Origin of the sequence: Variovorax sp. CAN15 (assembly GCF_030462475.1) — a bacterium.
Taxonomy (GTDB): domain Bacteria; phylum Pseudomonadota; class Gammaproteobacteria; order Burkholderiales; family Burkholderiaceae_C; genus Variovorax.
The window spans coordinates 232501-251288 of the sequence record NZ_JASMRZ010000002.1; the positions used below are offsets into that span (position 1 = coordinate 232501).

Here is an 18788-nt window from a genome sequence, read left to right on the forward strand (position 1 = left end):
CCTTTCGCGCGCCCTGCCGCCGAGCCCTTCCCTTCGGACAGGGCCACGAGAGAGAGCTCCCCATGAAAAAAGTATTCATCAAGACCTTCGGCTGCCAGATGAACGAGTACGACTCGGACAAGATGGCCGACGTGCTCAACGCCGCCCAGGGCTACGAGCCCACCCAGAACGTCGACGAGGCCGACCTCATCCTGTTCAACACCTGCTCGGTACGCGAGAAGGCCCAGGAGAAGGTGTTCTCCGACCTCGGCCGGGTGAAGCACCTGAAGGCCAAGGGCGTGAAGATCGGCGTGGGCGGCTGCGTGGCCAGCCAGGAGGGCCAGGCCATCATCGCGCGCGCGCCCTACGTCGACATCGTGTTCGGCCCGCAGACCCTGCACCGCCTGCCCGAGATGCTGAACGACCGCGAGCGGCTGGACCGCCCGCAGGTGGACATCAGCTTTCCCGAGATCGAGAAGTTCGACCACCTGCCGCCCGCGCGGGTGGAAGGCGCCACTGCCTTCGTGTCGATCATGGAGGGCTGCTCCAAGTACTGCAGCTACTGCGTGGTGCCCTACACCCGCGGCGAGGAAGTGAACCGCCCGCTCGACGACGTGCTGGTCGAGATCGCCGGCCTGGCCGACCAGGGCGTGCGCGAGATCACGCTGCTGGGCCAGAACGTGAATGCCTACCGCGGCAGGATGGGCGACACCGCCGAAATTGCCGACTTCGCGCTGCTCATCGAATACGTCGCCGAGATCCCCGGCATCGAGCGCATCCGCTACACCACCAGCCACCCCAACGAGTTCACGCCGCGCCTCATCGAGGCCTACGCCAAGGTGCCGCAGTTGGTGAGCCACCTGCACCTGCCGGTGCAGCACGGCAGCGACCGCATCCTGATGGCGATGAAGCGCGGCTACACCGCCATGGAATACAAGAGCACGGTGCGCAAGCTGCGCGCCATCCGGCCAGAACTTGCCCTGAGCAGCGACTTCATCGTCGGCTTCCCCGGCGAGACCGACGACGACTTCAACAAGATGATGAAGCTGATCGACGACTGCCGGTTCGACGCCAGCTTCAGCTTCATCTTCAGCCCGCGCCCCGGCACGCCCGCCGCCGCGCTGCACGACGACACGCCGCACGAGGTGAAGCTCGCGCGCCTGCACACGCTGCAGTCCGTGATCGACGCCAACGTCAAGCGCTTCGGCCAGGCGCTGGTGGGCACCACGCAGCGCGTGCTGGTGGAAGGCGCCTCGCGCAAGGACGCGAACGAGCTCATGGGCCGCACTGCCTGCAACCGCGTCGTCAACTTCGAGGGAGACGCACGGCTTGTCGGGCAGATGACCGACCTGCGCATCACGCGCTCGCTCGCCTACACGCTGCGCGGCGAAGTCGTGACCAACGAATCGCCGATGGCGCTCGCGCACCACTGATGGCGAAGCGGCCATCCATCCGGGGCTCGTTCCAGCAGCTCCTGCTTTTCGCCTTCCTGCTCATCACCGCGCTGCTGGTCGGCGTGGCGCTGCGCTCGGTGCTGCAGTACGACGCGCTCATGACACAGAGCCGCGACGCGGCCGCGCGCGCGCTGCGCCTGTCGGGCGCCTCCCAGTCGCTGGCCGAGCGCAGCGCGGCGATGGAGCGCGCGGGGCGCCAGTCGCTGGTGCTCAACGATGCGGTGCTGCGCCGCCGCTTCGACGAAGCGGCGCGCGAGGCGCACCAGGTGCTCGAGCGCCTGGAGAAGAACGGCCTGCCGCCCGCCGGCATCGAGATGTGGCGAACGCAGCTCGGCGTGATCGAGGGCCTCATGAGCGGCAGCGCCGACAGCGCGCTCACCCGCGAGAGCACGATGGCGATGCAGTTCCGCGAGCTCGACGCGCTCAACACCAACATCGCGCAGCAGGCGCAGTTCCTCATCGAGACGCAGAACGACGCGCTGGCCAGGCGCATCGAGAACGCGCGCCGCCGGCTGATGCGCGAAGTGGTGGCCGCCAGCGTGCTGGCCGTGGTGCTGGCGCTGGCCTTCGGCATCTGGCTGGCGCGCCCGTTCAAGCGGCTGGAGCAGGCCATCGTCGGCCTCGGCCAGAACCGGCTCGACGAGCCCATCGACATCCGAGGCCCGGCCGACGTGCGGCGCGTGTCGCAGCAGCTCGAATGGCTGCGGCTGCGCCTGACCGAGCTCGACGCCGACAAGGCCCGCTTCCTGCGCCACGTGTCGCACGAGCTGAAGACGCCGCTGGCCGCCCTGCGCGAGGGCGTGTCGCTGCTCGAAGACGGCGTGACCGGGCCGCTGAACCCGGCGCAGCTCGAAGTCGCGCAGATCCTCAACCAGAACACGGTGGCGCTGCAGGGCCAGATCGAGGCGCTGCTGCGCTTCAATGCCGCCGCCTTCGAAGCGCGCGAACTGCGCCGCGAGCGTACCGAGCTGCTGCCGCTGATCGAAGAGCAGATCGAGGCCCAGCGCCTGCAGTGGCAGTCGCACGGCCTGCGCGTGCGCGCCGAGGGCGAGGCGGTCACCGTCACGGTCGACCGCGCCAAGCTCGGCACCGCCATCGCCAACCTGTTGAGCAACGCCATCCGCTTTTCGGTAACGGGAGGTGTCATCACGCTGGCCGTGTCGGGCACGCCGGAGGCGGTGCACATCGACGTGAACGACGCCGGGCCGGGCATCGCCGAGGGCGACCGGGACCGGATATTCGAACCCTTCTTCCGCGGCGAGCGCCAGCCCGAGCACACGGTCAAGGGTACGGGCATCGGCCTTTCCATCGTGCAGGAGTACATTGCAGCCCACGGGGGCCGCATCACACTGCAGCCCGGCGGTCCCGGTGCCCACTTCCGCATCGAGCTGCCGCGCACGGCCTGACCACCCCGCATCCCCTTTCCAGAAAAAACCGTCCGAACGCCTCGCGTCCTTCTTCGACCCATGTCTTTTCCGTTCGTCCGCCGTTCCTCCTTCGCCGGGGCGATGACCGTGCCTTTCGTCCTGCTGCTGGCCGCCTGCGCCTCGCAGCCCAAGCCGCCCGCGGAGGCCGATGCGCTGCCGCCGCCGCCGGTCGTGCCGCGCGTGATGCCGGTGGAGGCCGAACCCAAGGCGCCGGCCACGCAGCCCGCCTCCTCGCTGTTCACGACGATGTTGCAGGGGCCGGTGGCCTCGATGCTTTCGTACGCCGACAAGGTGCGCCCGCTCAACGGCGCCGACCTGAACGCCGAGATCGCCCGCGTGGGCGACCCCGGCGATTCGCCCACCGCGCAGATGCAGCTGGCGCTGCTGCTCTCGCAGACCCGCGTGCCGGCCGACCTGGCGCGCGCGCTGGGCCTGCTGCAGCGGGTGATCGCCAACCCCGCGCCCGAGGCGCAGGCGCTGCAGCCGCTGGCGCGCGCGCTCGCCGCCCGTTACGTGGAGCAGCGCCGCGTGGAAGACGACCGCGACAAGCAGGTGCAGCAGCTGCGCGACAGCCAGCGCCGCATCGACCAGCTGAACGACCGCATCGAAGCCCTGCGCGCCATCGAGCGCAGCTTCGCGCGGCCCAACAACAACCCGGCGTCGGCCGTGCCCGCCGCGCCGCCCAACGCAAGCAAGCCCAATCAATGAGCACTACTGGCGCCCGCCTCCTCGTGGTCGACGACGACCCGGACATGCTGCGGCTGCTCTCGATGCGGCTGAGCTCGGCGGGCTACCAGGTCACGGCCGTCACCTCGGCCGAGACAGCGCTCACGCAGCTCGAAATCGAGCATCCGCAACTGGTGCTGAGCGACGTGCGCCTGCCCGGGCGCGACGGCCTGCAGCTCTTCGACGAGATCCGCAAGCGTCATCCCTCGCTGCCGGTGATTCTGCTGACCGCGCACGGCACCATTCCCGATGCGGTGGAAGCCACGGCGCGCGGCGTCTTCACCTACCTCACCAAGCCCTACGACGGGCGAGAGCTGCTCGAGAAGATCGCGCAGGCGCTGGCGCTCGGCGCCCCCGCCGCAACGCCGAGCAAGGCCGGCGACGACAGCTGGCGCTCCGAGATCGTGAGCCGCAGCAACCGCATGGCCGAGCTGCTGGCCGAAGCGCGCATGGTCGCCAAGTCAGACGCCTCGGTGCTGCTGCGCGGCGACTCGGGCGCCGGCAAGGAAATGCTGGCGCGCGCCATCCACAAGGCCAGCGCGCGCGCCGACAAGCCCTTCGTGGCGGTCAACTGCGGCGCCATTCCCGAGGCGCTGCTCGAGTCGGAACTCTTCGGCCACATGAAGGGCGCGTTCACCGACGCCCACGCGAATCACAAGGGCCTGTTCCAGCAGGCCGACGGCGGCACGCTGCTGCTCGATGAAATCGGTGACATGCCGCCCGCCCTGCAGGTCAAGCTGCTGCGCGTGCTGCAGGAGCGCGCGGTGCGGCCGCTGGGCGCGAGCCAGTCGATCCAGGTCGACGTGCGCATCGTCTCGGCCACGCACCGCGACCTCGACGCCGCAATGGAGGCGGGCCAGTTCCGCGAGGACCTGTACTACAGGCTGAACGTGGTGACGCTCACGCTGCCGCCGCTGTCGGCACGCCGCGAAGACATTCCGCTGCTGGCCAACCACTTCCTGCAGCGGCTGTCGGCCAAGTACGGCAAGCGGCTCTCGGGCTTCGCGCCCGAGGCGCTGAAGGCGCTGACCATGGCCGCCTGGCCGGGCAACGTGCGACAGCTCTACAACGTGGTGGAACAGGTCTGCGCGCTGTCGAGCTCGCCGCTGATCCCGCTGGCGCTGGTGCAGCGGGCGCTGCGCGTGCCGACGGTGGAGGTGCAGACCTACGCCGAGGCCAAGCAGCGCTTCGAGCGCGACTACCTCGTCGGCCTGCTGAAACTGACGGACGGCAACGTGGCCGACGCGGCCCGTCTGGCCGACCGCAACCGCACCGAGTTCTACCGGCTTCTGCAGAAGCACGAGCTCACGCCGGGCCACTTCAAGGCCGACGCTGTCGCTGGCGGCGCAGATCCTGTCGCCGAGTAGCGACGCAGCTAAGTCGTTGATTTGATTGGGCTAGGCCCATCGCCAGTCCAGGCTTGTCGGGATTCGGCGACAAAATCGAGGGTTTGGAGGCCCTTTGGCGGCACTCCGGCCCGAAAAACGCATCAGATTGCCGCTAAGTCATTGATCTGAAAGCGCTTTTCCAGCCTGGCACAGGGTTTGCCCCTGTACAGGCATGACAGCACTTACCAGCCCATCTTTCGCACTGCGCCAGCAGCGCGACGGCCTGCGTCAAAAGCAGTTTTCCCCCTCGCGGCCCCGCGCCGCGGGCCATTCGCTGGCCGCGCTCGCAAGCGCCGGCGGCGCCTCTTCCGACTGTGTCTTCAAGCGCCTTCCTGCCATTGGCGACACCCCTTCCCTCGACAAGCAACGTTGGTAAATCACATGAAGCCGAACGACTTCTCCCAACTGAATGTGCTGGCCGATACCGATTTCTCGCGCCGGAGCCCGGTTCGCGAAGAACGCCATCCCAACTCGGTCACCGCCCCCCCGGTCAACCGCGGCTCCATGACGCCCCGCCCCTGGCGCGGCTTCTGGAACAGCCTCGGCACAGCCGCGCTGGTCAAGCTCGGCGCGGGCCGTGACGCCGAAGCCGGCGCTCACCCCGCCAACGAAGCGAAGCAGCCCTGGCAGCGCGCAGCGGCCCGCCGCCGCTTCGCCTTCATGATGCTCACACTGTTGAGCACCGTGATCGCGTCCTCGCTTTTCGCCAGCGTGCAGCCCGACTACGACAACCTCTGGCTCGAATACGGCCAGATCGGCCTGTACGGCCTGCTCTCGGGCTGGGTCGTCACCGGCTTCGTGACCGCGCTCATGGGCTTCTACGTTTCCGTGCGCGGCGACAGGCACTCCCTCTCGGCGAAGCAGGTGGCCCACCACCCGATGAACCCCGAGGCACGCACCGCGATCATCATGCCGATCTGCAACGAGGACGTGGCCACCGTGTTCGCCGGCCTGCGCGCCACCTGCGAATCGGTCGCGGCCACCGGCCACGCGAAGCAGTTCGACGTGTTCGTGCTGTCCGACAGCTACAACCCCGAGACCGCCGCCGCCGAGCGCGCCGCCTGGGAAGACCTGCGCGCCGCGCTGGCCCAGAATCACGCGAACAACCCGAACCAGCCGCAGGTCGAGGTGTACTACCGCCTGCGCACCCGCCGCACGCACCGCAAGGCCGGCAACGTGGCCGACTTCTGCCGTCGCTGGGGCAAGGACTACCGCTACATGGTCGTGCTCGACGCCGACTCGGTGATGAGCGGCGACTGCCTGACCTCGATGGTCAAGCTGATGGAAGCCAACCCCACCGCCGGCATCATCCAGACCGCGACGCAGGCCATCGGCCACGTCACGCTCCACGCCCGCGCACAGCAGTTCGCCTCGCGCGTCACCGGCCGCCTGTTCACGCTGGGCATGCAGTTCTGGCAGCTGGGCGAATCGCACTACTGGGGCCACAACGCGATCATCCGCGTCGAGCCCTTCATGAAGCACTGCGCGCTGGCCCCGATCAAGGGCACCGGCGGCATGTCGGGCGGCATCATGTCGCACGACTTCGTCGAAGCCGCGCTGATGCGCCGTGCCGGCTATCACGTGTGGCTGGTGTCCGACCTGGTCGGCAGCTATGAACAGCAACCGCCGGACCTGCTGGCCGAGCTGCAGCGCGACCGCCGCTGGTGCCAGGGCAACCTGCAGAACGCCCGCCTGATGGCCGAACCCGGCATCCATTCAGTTCACCGCGCCATGTTCGTGACCGGCACCATGGCCTACGTCTCGGCCCCTCTGTGGCTCGCGTTCCTGACGCTGGGCACGGCCCTTTGGCTGAGCGGCTCGAGCCTGGTTTCGAGCTGGGGTGTGCTGCCCGCCGAGCTGGCCGGCCTCTGGGTCTGGACCCTGTGCCTGCTGTTCCTGCCTCGCGTGCTGGGCATCGCCGCCGTGCTGATGCGCGGCGAGCAGCGCCAGTACGGCGGTGCGTGGGGCCTGGTGAAGAGCTCGATGATGGAAAGCGTCCTTGCCATCGTGCAGGCGCCGGTGCGCATGCTGGCCCACTCGCTGTTCGTGCTGGTCGCCCTCACCGGCATCAAGCTCGACTGGAAGTCGCCCCCGCGTGAAGCCGCCGCCGTGCCGTGGAAGGTCGCTGCCTCGCAGCTGGCTCCCATGACGCTGGTGATCGCGATGCTGGCCGTCGGCGTCGCCATGATCGACCCGAGCGCGCTGGTCTGGCTCATGCCCGTCGGCCTGCCGCTGCTGCTGGCGATCCCGCTGACCGTGCTGACCAGCCAGATCGCGCTGGGCACCACGCTGCGCGACCGCGGCTACCTGCTGATTCCCGAGGAATCGCGTTCGCCGGCCGTGCTGCGCCGGGCATGGATGCACGCGCTGCGTCTCGCCCGCCCTGCGGCTCTGGCTGCAGCCTGATGCGCTGAAGCTGAAACCCAGCCCCCGAAAGAAGCCGGCCACTGCGCCGGCTTCTTTCATGGCGCGCATCGCTAGAATCGCGCACTTCTTTTTCATCCACCCACGGATCTCTTCGATCCACAGGAGCGCCAAGTGCCCCGTCTCGCCGTCATCACCCTCTGACGCCGACAACGCCGCTTCATTGCCGGTCATGTCGGGCGCCAAGCTGCGCTTTCCGCTGACCGCAATCCGTTCCCCGCTTTCCAGCTCCCAGCTTCGCTCCCGCACGTTGTCGGTCTTTCCTGATTCGCATCCGGAGAACCAACGTGTTTCCTCTTTCCTCCTCTTCTCTTTCATCGATCCCGCTGCTCAAGTACCCGCGTACTGCGCACCTGGAAGGCTCCCGGCTGCAGGCCGGGGACAGCGACGACGGCCAGACGCCGCTGTCGGAACTGCAAGGCATGCACGTCGTCATCGAGGAAAAGCTCGATGGCGCCAATGCAGCCGTGTCGTTCACCTCGGCCGGCGATCTGCTGCTGCAGTCGCGCGGCCACTATCTCGCGGGCGGCGCGGGCGAGCGCCAGTTCAACCTGTTCAAGCACTGGGCTGCCGCGCATGAAGCGGCGCTGCTGGAGCGGCTCGAAGACCGCTACGTGATGTACGGCGAGTGGTGCTTCGCCAAGCACAGCTGCTGGTACGACCGGCTGCCGGCCTTCTTCCTCGAGTTCGATCTCTACGACCGGCAGGCGCAGTGCTTTTTGTCGACGCCGGCGCGGCATGCGCTGCTCGCCGGAAGCCCGGTGCTGCCGGTGCCCGTGCTCTACGAAGGCGAAACGCCACGCAGCGCGAAGGCATTGCAGACGCTGGTGCGGCCCTCGCTGGCACGCAGCGCGGACTGGAAGGCCGCCTTCGAAGCTGCCGTCGTGCAGGAAGGCCAGCCGCTCGACCTGGTGCGGCAGCAGACCGACCTTTCCGACCTCGCCGAGGGCCTGTACCTCAAGACCGAGTCGGACGGCCGGGTGACGGGCCGCTACAAGTGGGTGCGCCCGGATTTCGTCCAGACCATCCTCGACTCGGGCTCGCACCACAGCCGCCGGCCGGTGCTGCCCAACCAGCTCGCGCCGGGCGTGGACCTCTACGCGCCGACGCCGCTGGTGACATGGCAGGACCTGGGCCTGCGCACCTTGCGCGACCCGGCCGGGCCGACAACCGCGGGGAGGAAGCGATGAACTTCGACGATCTGCGCGCCCTGGTGCCCGAGCCCGGCAAGGACACCGACTGGGCGCAATGCTGCGACCTGCTGCCAGCCCTGCTGCGCCTCGAAGAGACGCCGCAAGACCCGTACTACCACGCCGAAGGCAACGTCGGAATCCACACGCGCATGGTGCTCGACGCCCTGATGCAGGACGAGCACTACCGCCGCGCCGATGCCGACGGCCGCTTCGTGCTGTTCATGGCCTGCCTGCTGCACGACATCGCCAAGCCCGACACCACGGTGATCGACGAAGCCAGCGGCCGCATCGGCCAGCCGGGCCACTCGCGCCGGGGCTCGGTCGACGTACGCGTGCTGATGTGGAAGGCCCGCGTGCCCTTCGCGCTGCGCGAGGCGGTGTGCCGGATCATCGCGGTGCACCAGGTACCGTTCCATGCCTTCGCCTCGCGCAAGGGCGTGCGGCCTGAGTGGCTGGTTCACAAGCTCTCGTGGGAGCTGAGCCTGCCTGACCTGTGCTGCGTGGCGCGCTGCGACATGCTGGGGCGCCACTATGAAAAGCGTGCCGACAGCATGGCCGACATCGCGCTCTTCGAGCAGCTGGCGCAGGAGGAAGGCTGCTGGAGCGGCCCGAGGAAGATGGCCGACGCCCACACGCGCCTGGCCTACTTCCGCGGCGCCGACACCAGCCCCGACTACCCGCTGTTCCAGAACGCCGGCTCACAGGTGACGGTGATGTGCGGCCTGCCCGCCAGCGGCAAGAACCACTGGGTGACGCAGCATCGCAAGGGCTGGCCGGTGGTGTCCTTCGACGATGCCCGCGCCGAGCTCGGCCTGAAGCACGGCGAGAACGACGGGCTCGCCGCGCACCATGCGGTCGACCATGCGAAGGCGCTGCTTCGCAGGCAGGAGCGCTTCGTCTGGAACGCCACGCACCTGAGCCAGCAGATGCGCACCAAGACGCTCGACCTGCTGTGGGCCTACCACGCGCACATCGAGCTGGTGTACCTGGAAGTGCCGCACGCCGAGCTGATGCGCCGCAACCGCGAGCGCGACACCACGCTGTCGAACATGGGCATCGAGCGCATGCTGCACCGCTGGGAGCTGCCGGCGCCGGTGGAAGCGCACGAGACGGTCTACCAAGTGCAAAGCTGAAAGGCAGACCTGAAAAGCAGAAGGCCCGCCGGCGAATACCGGCGGGCCTTCTTATATATATGTGTGTGCGCGGTGCGCGGCGTCCGCTCAGAACGGCAGCTTCGGGCCGCCAGGGCCGCCCATCCCGCCCAGGCCCTTCATGCCGCCCATGCGCTTCATCATCTTCATGAGGCCGCCGCCCTTCATCTTCTTCATCATGCCCTGCATCTGCTCGAACTCGTTGAGCAGGCGGTTCACTTCCTGGACCTGTACGCCGGCACCAGCGGCAATGCGGCGCTTGCGCGTGGCCTTCAGCAGCTCGGGCTTGCGGCGCTCCAGCGGCGTCATGCTGTTGATGATGCCTTCCTTGCGGCGGATGTCGCGCTCGGCACGGCTCAGGTCGGCCTCGCTGGCCTTGGCGGCCATCTGCGTGGGCAGCTTGTCCATGAGGCTGGAGAGGCCTCCCATCTGCTTCATCTGCTGCAGCTGGCCGAGGAAGTCGTTGAGGTCGAAGCCCGCGCCGCTCTTGACCTTGGCGGCGAGCTTCTGCGCCGCCGCCACGTCGACGCCGGCCGTGACCTGCTCGACCAGCGCGACGATGTCGCCCATGCCGAGGATGCGGCCCGCGTGGCGCTCGGCGTCGAACACTTCCAGGCCATCGATCTTCTCGCTCACGCCCGCGAACTTGATCGGCACGCCCGTCACCTGGCGCACCGACAGCGCCGCGCCGCCGCGCGAATCGCCGTCGGTCTTGGTCAGGATGATGCCGGTGAGCGGCAGCGCTTCCTTGAAGGCCCTGGCGGTGTTGATCGCGTCCTGGCCCTGCATGGCATCGACCACGAACAGGGTTTCGACCGGATCGAGCGCGGCGTGCAGCTGCTTGATTTCGGCCATCAGCACTTCATCGATGGCCAGGCGGCCGGCCGTGTCGACCAGCAGCACGTCGAAATAGTGGCGCCTGGCGTGGTCGAGCGCGGCGCGCGCGATATCCAGCGGCTTCTGGTCGGGCGTGCTCGGGAACCACTCGGCGCCGGCCTGCCTGGTGACGGTCTTGAGCTGCTCGATGGCGGCGGGGCGATACACGTCGCCCGACACGGTGAGCACCTTCTTCTTGCGCTTCTCGATCAGGTGCTTGGCCAGCTTGGCGGTGGTGGTGGTCTTGCCGGCGCCCTGCAGGCCTGCCATGAGGATCACCGCCGGCGGCTGGGCCGCGAGGTTGATGTCCGAGATGCCCTCGCCCATGGTGGCGGCGAGTTCGCGGTTGACGATGCCGACCAGCGCCTGGCCCGGCTTGAGCGAGCCCAGCACTTCCTGGCCGAGCGCCTTTTCCTTCACGCGGGCGACGAAGTCGCGCACCACGGGCAGCGCCACGTCGGCTTCCAGCAGCGCCATGCGCACCTCGCGCAGCATGTCCTGCACGTTGCTTTCGGTGATGCGGGCCTGGCCGCTCATCGTCTTGACGAGGCGGGAGAACTTTTCTGTGAGGGCGGTGGCCATGAGGGGGATGCCTTGCTGCCCGCTGCGGTGCGGGCCGGATGAGAAGCCTGGGAGACGGGAAAGAACTTGAAGCCGGGCGCCGGGAACGCAAGAGCGAGACGCTAAACTCCGGCCGATGATTTTAGCGATCCCCTCCCCGCTCGGCGTGGCACTGGGCATCGCCACCGCGGTTGCCTACGGTTTTGCCGCCGCCGCCGGCGCCAGATTCAGCCGCCAGTCGACCCAATGGACGCTCGGGATCGCATGGCTGCTGCATGCCGCCGCACTCGCCCACGGTCTCGTCGGCAGCGAACCGCGCTTCGGGTTCGCGCCCGCGCTGTCGGTCACGGCCTGGCTGGTGCTCACCGTCTACGCCGTCGAAAGCCGCATGTATCCCCAACTCAAGGTGCGGCGTGCACTCGCCTGGCTGGGCGCGGCCGCCGTGATGCTGGCCATCCTGTTCCCCGGCACGCCGCTGCACGTGACGGCCTCGCCATGGCTGCCGTTGCACCTGGCGCTGGGCATCGCCTCGTACGGCCTGTTCGGCGGCGCGCTGATCGACCTGCCGGCCAGGTACGGCGAACTCGACAAGACGCAGCTCGCGGCCATCGCCGTGGTGGCGGGCGGCTTCACCGCGCTGCTGTCGCTCTTCAACATCGGCGGGCGCTTCGTGTGGGCGAGCATGTCGGACAAGCTGGGCCGCAAGCTCACCTACACGGTGTTCTTCGTGCTCGGCGGCATCCTGTACGCGAGCATTCCGTCTTCGGCCGGCGCGGGCAGCAAGCTGCTGTTCGTGGGCGCGTGCTGCGTGATCGTGTCGATGTACGGCGGCGGCTTCGCCACCGTGCCGGCCTACCTGGCCGACCTGTTCGGCACGCAGTTCGTGGGCGCCATCCATGGCCGCCTGCTGACCGCATGGGCCACGGCCGGCATCCTCGGCCCGGTGGTTGTGAACTACATGCGCGAGTACCAGCTGGGCCTGGGTCTGCCGCGCGAGCAGGTCTACAACCAGACCATGTACATCCTGGTGGGCATGCTGGTGATCGGCTTCATCGCCAACCTGCTGGTGCGTCCGGTGGCCGACAAGCACTTCATGAGCGACGAAGAGCTGGCCGTCGAGAAGAAGCTGGCGCACGAGAAGGCCTCGGCCGCCGAAGTGGGCAGCGGCTCGGGCCGTGCCGACACGGTGAGCCCGGCGGTCGTGGCGCTGGCCTGGCTGGCGGTGGGCATTCCGCTGGCCTGGGGCGTCTACAAGACGCTGGTGAGCGCCGCCAAGTTCTTCAACTGAGCAACTGCGGGATTCGGCGGCGCCAGCGGCGTGCGCCGACCGCAGGCCGACCGCAGGCGGACAATGGCGCCCAGCATTGGTTTACGCTTGGCACCCACATGAAATCCAAAGTCCAGTTCCGCCTGCGCGTCTACCGGGACGACGCCATCGCCATCGGCCCCGGCAAGATCGCGGTGCTCGAAGCCGTGGCCGAGACCGGCTCGATCTCGGCGGCAGCCCGGCTGCTGGGCATGTCGTACCGGCGGGCCTGGATGCTGATCGACGAGATGAACCAGTCGCTGGCGTCGCCGGCCGTGAACACGGCGGCAGGCGGCTCGCGCGGCGGCGGCACGGCGCTCACGCCGGTGGGCGAGGAGATCGTCAAGCACTACCGGGCCATCGAGAACGCGGCGCGACTGGCCGCCGCGGCGGACATCCGGGCGCTGACGCGGCTCCTGGCGCAATAGGTCTGCAAGCGACCATTGAGCTGCCGGCACGCGCGGTTCATTGCTCCTTGATCGTTCCCGGAATGCCTCTTCCGACCGGCGGCACGGCCCACGCCGCCTCGCGGCGCAGCACTTCGCCGATGTCGCCCGCATCGGTGGCGCCCACGAAGAACGACTGGCTCGCGCCGTCCGCTCCGGTGATGGACAGCACGAAGCCGGCGGCATCCATCGTGCGTTCGATGCGCCATTCCCGTACCTGTGTCACGCGATGGCGAAGCTCCGGCCGGCCCGAGATCGAACGGACGACGGCGTCGTGGGCGGATGCGCGCATGGCGGGTGTCTCCTACGCTATATCCGTCAGTATATGAGTGGTGACCGATTTGCGTACTCCTGAAGGACCATGGGCCTGACGTGTAACAATATCGCCGTATTCTCATGAACACGACGAATTCGCTCATCACCTCTACCGACTGGTTCCCGCTGGTACTGTCGCTCAAGGTCGCCGCCGTGGCGACCGTGCTGGCGCTGATCGTCGGCGTGGCGCTGGGCTGGGTGTTCGCGCGCAAGAAATTCTTCGGCAGCAGCGTGCTCGAGCCCGTCTTCATGCTGCCGCTGGTGCTGCCGCCCACGGTGATCGGCTACGCCATCCTCGTGGCCGCGGGCCGCCGCAGCCCGCTGGGCGCCTGGCTGCGCGAGCACCTCGACTACACCATCATCTTCAGCTGGCACGGTGCCGTGGTGGCTTCGGCCGTGGTGGCGTTGCCGCTGGTGCTCAAGTCGGCCAGCGCGGCATTCGCGGGCGTGGACCGCTCGCTCGAAGCCGCCGCCAGCACGCTGCGGCAGTCGCCGTTCTCGGTGTTCCTGCGCGTCACGCTGCCGCTGGCCTGGCCCGGCATCCTGGCCGGCACACTGCTGGCCTTCGCGCGCGCCATGGGCGAGTTCGGCGCCTCGCTGATGGTGGCCGGCTCCATCCCCAAGCAGACCCAGACGCTGTCGATGGCCATCTACGACGCGGTGCAAGCCGGTCATGACGATCTTGCGCTGCTGCTGGTCATCGTGACCTCGCTGCTGTCGATCACCGTGCTGGTGCTGTCGAACCGCTTCTTTTCGCTGAGATGAGTAAACCCCCAGTCTGCGCGCACTTCGTGTCGCTTCGCCAACCCCCTTGCAGGGGGCAACACCTGCGGCCCGGCAAAGCCGGTTCCGCGGTGTTCCCCGAAGGGGAAGGGGTCTCTTTTTAGTCCTCAGCTCTCTATCACTTCCTGGAGATCATCATGCGTCCGTTGCGTCTTTTGTCCCTCGTCGTCGCGCTCGCGCTGCCGCTGGCTGCATTGGCGCAGCAGATCACAGTGTCCGCCGCCGCGAGCCTGACCGACGCGTTCAAGGAGATCGGACCGAAGTTCGAGGCCGCCAAGGCGGGCGCCTCGGTGCGCTTCAATTTCGCCGCCTCGGGCGTGCTGCTGCAGCAGATCGGCCAGGGCGCGCCGGTGGACGTGTTCGCCAGCGCCGACCAGGAAACCATGAACCGCGGCGTCGAGCAGAAGGCCATCGACGCCGCCACGCGCAAGAACTTCGTCACCAACAGCCTGGTGCTCATCGAGCCCGCCAAGGAAGGCGTGGGCCTGAAGTCGCTGCAGGACCTGGGCGGTGCCGGCGTCAGGAAGATCGCCGTCGGCAAGGTCGCGACCGTGCCGGTCGGCCGATACACCAGGCAGGTACTGGACAACGCCAACCTCTGGACCGCGCTCGAGCCCAAGTTCGTGCAGGCCGACAGCGTGCGCCAGGTGCTCGACTACGTGAGCCGCGGCGAGGCCGAGGCCGGCTTCGTCTACCGCACCGACGCAGCCATCGCCGGCGACAAGGTGAAGATCGCCTTCACGCCCACCGGCCACACGCCCGTGACCTACCCGATCGCCGTGGTCGCCGAGAGCAGGCAGAAGGCGCTGGCGGGCGACTTCATCGCCTTCCTCTCGACGCCGGCAGCGCAGGAAGTGCTCGCGCGCTACGGATTCGGCAAGCCATGATCGACGTCGATCTGAAGCTCACGGTGGCCGATGGCCGTCGGCGCTTCGATCTCGCGGTGCGTTTCGCGACGGACGTGCCCTTTGCCGCGCTCTACGGCCCGTCGGGCGCGGGCAAGTCGCTCACCCTGCAGGCCATCGCCGGCCTGCTGCATCCCCGTTCGGGCCATGTGCGGCTCGACGGCCGCACGCTGTACGACGCGGCCCAGGGCATCGACGTGCCCGCGCCGGCGCGGCGCATCGGCTATCTCTTCCAGGACTACGCGCTGTTCCCGCACTTGAGCGTGCGCGAGAACGTCTCCTTCGGCCTGACCGCATGGCATCGCCGCAAGCCCGCCGCGAAAGACGCCGAGCGGGTGCACGCCCTGCTCGAGAGCTTCGGCCTCGCCGCGCTCGCCGACAGCCGCCCGCAGACCCTCTCGGGCGGCCAGCGCCAGCGCGTGGCGCTGGCCCGCGCCCTGGCCTGCGAACCGCAGGTGCTGCTGCTCGACGAGCCGTTCGCGGCACTCAACCCGATGCTGCGCGCCGAACTGCGCGAGGAACTCGCCCAGGTGCGCAGGCAGTGGGGCATTCCGGTGCTGATGATCACGCACGACATCGAGGACGTGCTCGCCCTGGCCGACGTGGCCTTCGTCTACAGCGAAGGCCGGGTGGTGCGCGAGATCGACCTGCACAACGCCGAGAGCCGCGATGTCGCGCTGCACGAGGCGGCCGGTGCTCATATCGCGGAAGACACCCCGCTGCGGCGCAAGCTGCGGGGGCTGCTCATGCAGGACGTGCGCCACTGACGTCTTGCATCGCATAAGCGATACACTTTGGCGATGAAAACCGCCACCATCCCCTCCGTGCGTGTCGAGCCCGAGTTCCGGGACGAGGTCGAACGGGTGCTCGGCGAGGGCGAGACCCTGTCACAGTTCGTCGAAGCGGCCGTCCGTGCCTGCGTTCTGCAGCGCAAGAGCCAGGCCGAGTTCGTGGCGCGCGGCATGAAATCGTTGGCCAGCGCCCGCCGCAGCGGCGAATACGTCGAGGCCGGCGAAATGATGCAACGCCTCAGGACCAAGCTCGAATCTGCAACGAAGAAGCGACAGGACGCGGTCCGCCGGTGAGCTATTCGGTCCGGTTCACGCGCCAGGCGGCCGAAGACCTGGAGCGGTTGTACGGCTTCATCCTGGAGCGCGAGCTCTCCAAAGGCGGCGATCTCGAATTGGCCGAGCGAGCCCTTGACGCAATCGAGCACGGCATCGCAACTCTCTGCTTTTCACCCTTCACATGCAGGAAGGCGGGCGACAGTCCTTTCATCCGCGAGCTCGTGATTCCGTTCGGCGCTACAGGCTATGTGGCTCTCTTCGAGATAGAAGCGAACGATTCGATCGTCGTGGCCGCCGTCAGGCACCAGCGCGAAGACGACTATCACTGACGAAGCGGCAGCGGCCATCATTTCCTTTTTGAATCGCCGCATGTCCCGATTCAATTTGACGCTCCTCCGGCCCGCGGCGAACACTCGCTCGCATGAGCAGCGAGCAGAAGATCGAGTTTTACAAGGGCCCGGCGGGCGGTTGGGGCGCATTGCGCAGCGTGACGAACGCGCTGCTGCGGCAGGACATTCCCATCAAGGGCGCGAAGACGCTGCTTTCGGCCAACCAGCCTGACGGCTTCGACTGCCCCGGCTGCGCCTGGCCCGACCGCAACCACGCCTCCACCTTCGAGTTCTGCGAGAACGGCGTGAAGGCCGTGGCCGCCGAGGCCACCGCGCGCCGGGCCGGCCCCGAGCTGTTCGCGAAGCACACGGTGGCCGAGCTGGCCGAGCAGAGCGACTTCTGGCTCGAAGACCAGGGCCGGCTCACCCACCCCATGGCCTACGACGCGGCGAGCGACAAGTACGTGCCGATCGAATGGGACGATGCCTTCGCGCGCATCGCGCGGCACCTGAACGCGCTGCCCGACCCCGACCAGGCCATCTTCTACACCTCGGGCCGGGCCAGCAACGAGGCGGCCTTCCTGTACCAGCTGTTCGTGCGCGAATACGGCACCAACAATTTCCCTGACTGCTCGAACATGTGCCACGAGCCCAGCGGCAGCGGCATGCGTCCGCAGCTCGGCGTGGGCAAGGGCACGGTCACGCTCGACGACTTCGAGAAGGCCGACGCGATCTTCATCTTCGGACAGAACCCCGGCACCAACCACCCCCGCATGCTCGGCGAGCTGCGCGCGGCCTCGAAGCGCGGCGCGCGCATCGTGAGCTTCAACCCGCTGCGCGAGCGCGGCCTGGAGCGTTTCGCCGACCCGCAGGACAAGCTGGAGATGGCGACCCTGGGCTCCACGCCCATCAGCACGCACTACTTCCAGCTGCGCGTGGGCGGGGACTTCTCGGCCGTCAAGGGGATGATGAAGCACGTCATCGAGCGCGAGGACGAGGCCGTGGCGCGCGGCGAGCCCTCGGTGCTCGACCATGCGTTCATCGCCGGGCACACCACCGGCTTCGAGGCGCTGGCGGCCGACCTGCGCGCCGAGCAGTGGGACGTGCTGGTGCGCGAATCGGGCCTGAGCGAGGAGCAGATCCGCGCCGCGGCCGACGTGTATCTGGGCGCGGAGCGCGTCATCGCCTGCTGGGGCATGGGCATCACGCAGCACCAGCATTCGGTGGCCACCATCCAGATGATCGGCAACCTGCTCATGATGCGCGGCAACATGGGCCGCGAAGGTGCGGGCGCCTGCCCGGTGCGCGGCCACAGCAACGTGCAGGGCGACCGCACCATGGGCATCTGGGAGAAGCCGCCCGCCGCGCTGCTCGACCGCCTGCAGCAGGTGTTCGGATTCGAGCCGCCGCGCCGCAACGGCGTCGATACGGTCGAGGCCATCCAGTCGATGCTCGACGGCAAGGGCAAGGTGTTCTTCGCGCTCGGCGGAAACTTCGCGGCCGCCACGCCCGACACCTACCAGACCTGGAAGGCGCTGAAGCAGTGCGAGCTCACGGTGCACGTGACCACCAAGCTCAACCGCAGCCACGTGATCCACGGGCGCGAGGCGCTCATCCTGCCGTGCCTGGGCCGCACCGAGATCGACATGCAGGCCGGCGGCCAGCAGGGCGTGACGGTGGAGGACTCCATGAGCATGGTGCACATCTCGATGGGCATCAATCCGCCCGCGTCGGAGCAGCTGCTGTCCGAGCCGGCCATCGTTGCGCGCCTCGCCGCGGCCACGCTGGGTGCGCGCAGCAACACGCCGTGGCTGTGGCTCATCGAGGACTACGCGCGCATCCGCGACAAGATCGAAGCCGTGTTCGACGACTTCAAGGATTTCAACGCCCGCGTGGCGCACCCAGGCGGCTTCCGCCTGCGCAACACCGCGAGCGAGCGCGTGTGGAACACCGCGTCGAAGAAGGCCGTGTTCTTCACCCACGCCGTGCCGCTGGACACCCCCTCGCACCGCGCCCGCGCGCGCTTCGCGAAAAAGGGCGACACCATCGTCTTCACGCTGCTGACCACGCGCTCGCACGACCAGTACAACACCACCATCTACGGCATGGACGACCGCTATCGCGGCGTGTTCGGTCAGCGCCGCGTGGTCTTCATCCACAAGGAAGACATCCGCGCGCTGGGCATGAAGGACGGCGACTGGGTCGACATCCAGACCGTGTGGAACGACGGCCAGGAGCGCCGCGCCGACCGCTTCAAGCTGGTGGCCTACGACATCCCGCGCGGCAACATCGCGGCCTACTACCCCGAGACCAATCCGCTGGTGCCGCTGTCGGCAGTGGCCGAGAACGCGGGCACGCCGACCTCCAAGTCGATTCCCGTGGTGCTGGTGCCGCACGAGCTGCCGATCCAGAAGCTGGCGGAGGACGAGGCCGACGGCGTGGTGGCTGCATGAGCCCC

Annotated in this window: 16 protein-coding genes and 1 pseudogene; 15 read left to right on the top strand and 2 right to left on the bottom strand. The window is 68.2% G+C overall.

Going from position 1 to position 18788, the window contains the following annotated elements; translation table 11 throughout:
- Positions 1-62: 62 nt before the first annotated feature.
- The 7 genes from miaB to QMO14_RS02825 all read left to right on the top strand — a co-directional run bounded on the left by miaB (position 63) and on the right by QMO14_RS02825 (position 9724).
- Entirely contained in the window at positions 63-1412 is a 1350-nt protein-coding gene (gene miaB / locus QMO14_RS02795) for a tRNA (N6-isopentenyl adenosine(37)-C2)-methylthiotransferase MiaB (RefSeq protein ID WP_301504210.1), read from the top strand.
- A complete protein-coding gene (locus tag QMO14_RS02800) occupies positions 1412-2839 on the top strand; it encodes a sensor histidine kinase KdpD (protein ID WP_301504212.1) in 1428 nt (475 codons plus the stop codon). The genes miaB and QMO14_RS02800 overlap by 1 nt, the downstream gene beginning before the upstream one ends.
- A 60-nt stretch (positions 2840-2899) precedes the next feature.
- Entirely contained in the window at positions 2900-3568 is a 669-nt protein-coding gene (locus QMO14_RS02805) for a hypothetical protein (RefSeq protein WP_301504214.1), read from the top strand.
- Positions 3565-4953, top strand: coding sequence for a sigma 54-interacting transcriptional regulator (locus QMO14_RS02810; RefSeq protein WP_301504216.1), 1389 nt, complete (start codon positions 3565-3567; stop codon positions 4951-4953). Before QMO14_RS02805 ends, QMO14_RS02810 begins: the two co-directional genes overlap by 4 nt.
- Positions 4954-5355: 402 nt before the next feature.
- Positions 5356-7380 (top strand): glucans biosynthesis glucosyltransferase MdoH, encoded by a 2025-nt coding sequence (gene mdoH / locus QMO14_RS02815; protein WP_301504218.1) that lies wholly within the window; start codon positions 5356-5358, stop codon positions 7378-7380.
- Between the two features lie 305 nt (positions 7381-7685).
- Positions 7686-8588 carry an RNA ligase family protein gene (locus QMO14_RS02820; protein WP_301504220.1) on the top strand — a complete coding sequence of 301 codons (903 nt, stop codon included), beginning with the start codon at positions 7686-7688 and terminating at the stop codon, positions 8586-8588.
- Positions 8585-9724 carry an AAA family ATPase gene (locus QMO14_RS02825; protein ID WP_301504222.1) on the top strand — a complete coding sequence of 380 codons (1140 nt, stop codon included), beginning with the start codon at positions 8585-8587 and terminating at the stop codon, positions 9722-9724. The genes QMO14_RS02820 and QMO14_RS02825 overlap by 4 nt, the downstream gene beginning before the upstream one ends.
- Positions 9725-9811: 87 nt before the next feature.
- Here the strand turns inward: QMO14_RS02825 and ffh are convergent, their stop codons facing one another.
- Positions 9812-11200 carry a signal recognition particle protein gene (ffh, locus tag QMO14_RS02830; RefSeq protein WP_301504223.1) on the bottom strand — a complete coding sequence of 463 codons (1389 nt, stop codon included), beginning with the start codon at positions 11198-11200 and terminating at the stop codon, positions 9812-9814.
- 517 nt (positions 11201-11717) lie between these two features.
- Here ffh and QMO14_RS02835 point away from each other — a divergent pair.
- Positions 11718-12467: pseudogene (locus QMO14_RS02835) on the top strand (MFS transporter); the annotation flags it as partial.
- 98 nt (positions 12468-12565) lie between these two features.
- Complete coding sequence (locus QMO14_RS02840; RefSeq protein WP_126024752.1) at positions 12566-12913, top strand: winged helix-turn-helix domain-containing protein; 348 nt, start codon at positions 12566-12568, stop codon at positions 12911-12913.
- A gap of 37 nt (positions 12914-12950) precedes the next feature.
- Here the strand turns inward: QMO14_RS02840 and QMO14_RS02845 are convergent, their stop codons facing one another.
- The gene (locus tag QMO14_RS02845) at positions 12951-13223 is read right to left on the bottom strand and encodes a hypothetical protein (protein WP_301504229.1); all 273 of its coding nucleotides are present in this window, start codon (positions 13221-13223) and stop codon (positions 12951-12953) included.
- A gap of 104 nt (positions 13224-13327) precedes the next feature.
- Here QMO14_RS02845 and modB point away from each other — a divergent pair, with 104 nt between their 5' ends.
- The 6 genes from modB to QMO14_RS02875 all read left to right on the top strand — a co-directional run bounded on the left by modB (position 13328) and on the right by QMO14_RS02875 (position 18783).
- Positions 13328-14011: a molybdate ABC transporter permease subunit gene (modB, locus tag QMO14_RS02850; protein WP_301504231.1), complete on the top strand. Its 684-nt coding sequence runs from the start codon at positions 13328-13330 to the stop codon at positions 14009-14011.
- 155 nt (positions 14012-14166) lie between these two features.
- Positions 14167-14916: a molybdate ABC transporter substrate-binding protein gene (gene modA, locus QMO14_RS02855; protein ID WP_301504233.1), complete on the top strand. Its 750-nt coding sequence runs from the start codon at positions 14167-14169 to the stop codon at positions 14914-14916.
- The gene (locus QMO14_RS02860; RefSeq protein WP_301504235.1) at positions 14913-15701 is read left to right on the top strand and encodes an ABC transporter ATP-binding protein; all 789 of its coding nucleotides are present in this window, start codon (positions 14913-14915) and stop codon (positions 15699-15701) included. Before modA ends, QMO14_RS02860 begins: the two co-directional genes overlap by 4 nt.
- A gap of 33 nt (positions 15702-15734) precedes the next feature.
- Positions 15735-16019: a YlcI/YnfO family protein gene (locus QMO14_RS02865; RefSeq protein ID WP_301504237.1), complete on the top strand. Its 285-nt coding sequence runs from the start codon at positions 15735-15737 to the stop codon at positions 16017-16019.
- Positions 16016-16330, top strand: a complete 315-nt coding sequence (locus QMO14_RS02870; protein ID WP_301504239.1) for a type II toxin-antitoxin system RelE/ParE family toxin — start codon at positions 16016-16018, stop codon at positions 16328-16330. Before QMO14_RS02865 ends, QMO14_RS02870 begins: the two co-directional genes overlap by 4 nt.
- 92 nt (positions 16331-16422) lie before the next feature.
- Entirely contained in the window at positions 16423-18783 is a 2361-nt protein-coding gene (locus tag QMO14_RS02875) for an FdhF/YdeP family oxidoreductase (protein WP_301504241.1), read from the top strand.
- The last annotated feature ends 5 nt before the right edge of the window (positions 18784-18788 follow it).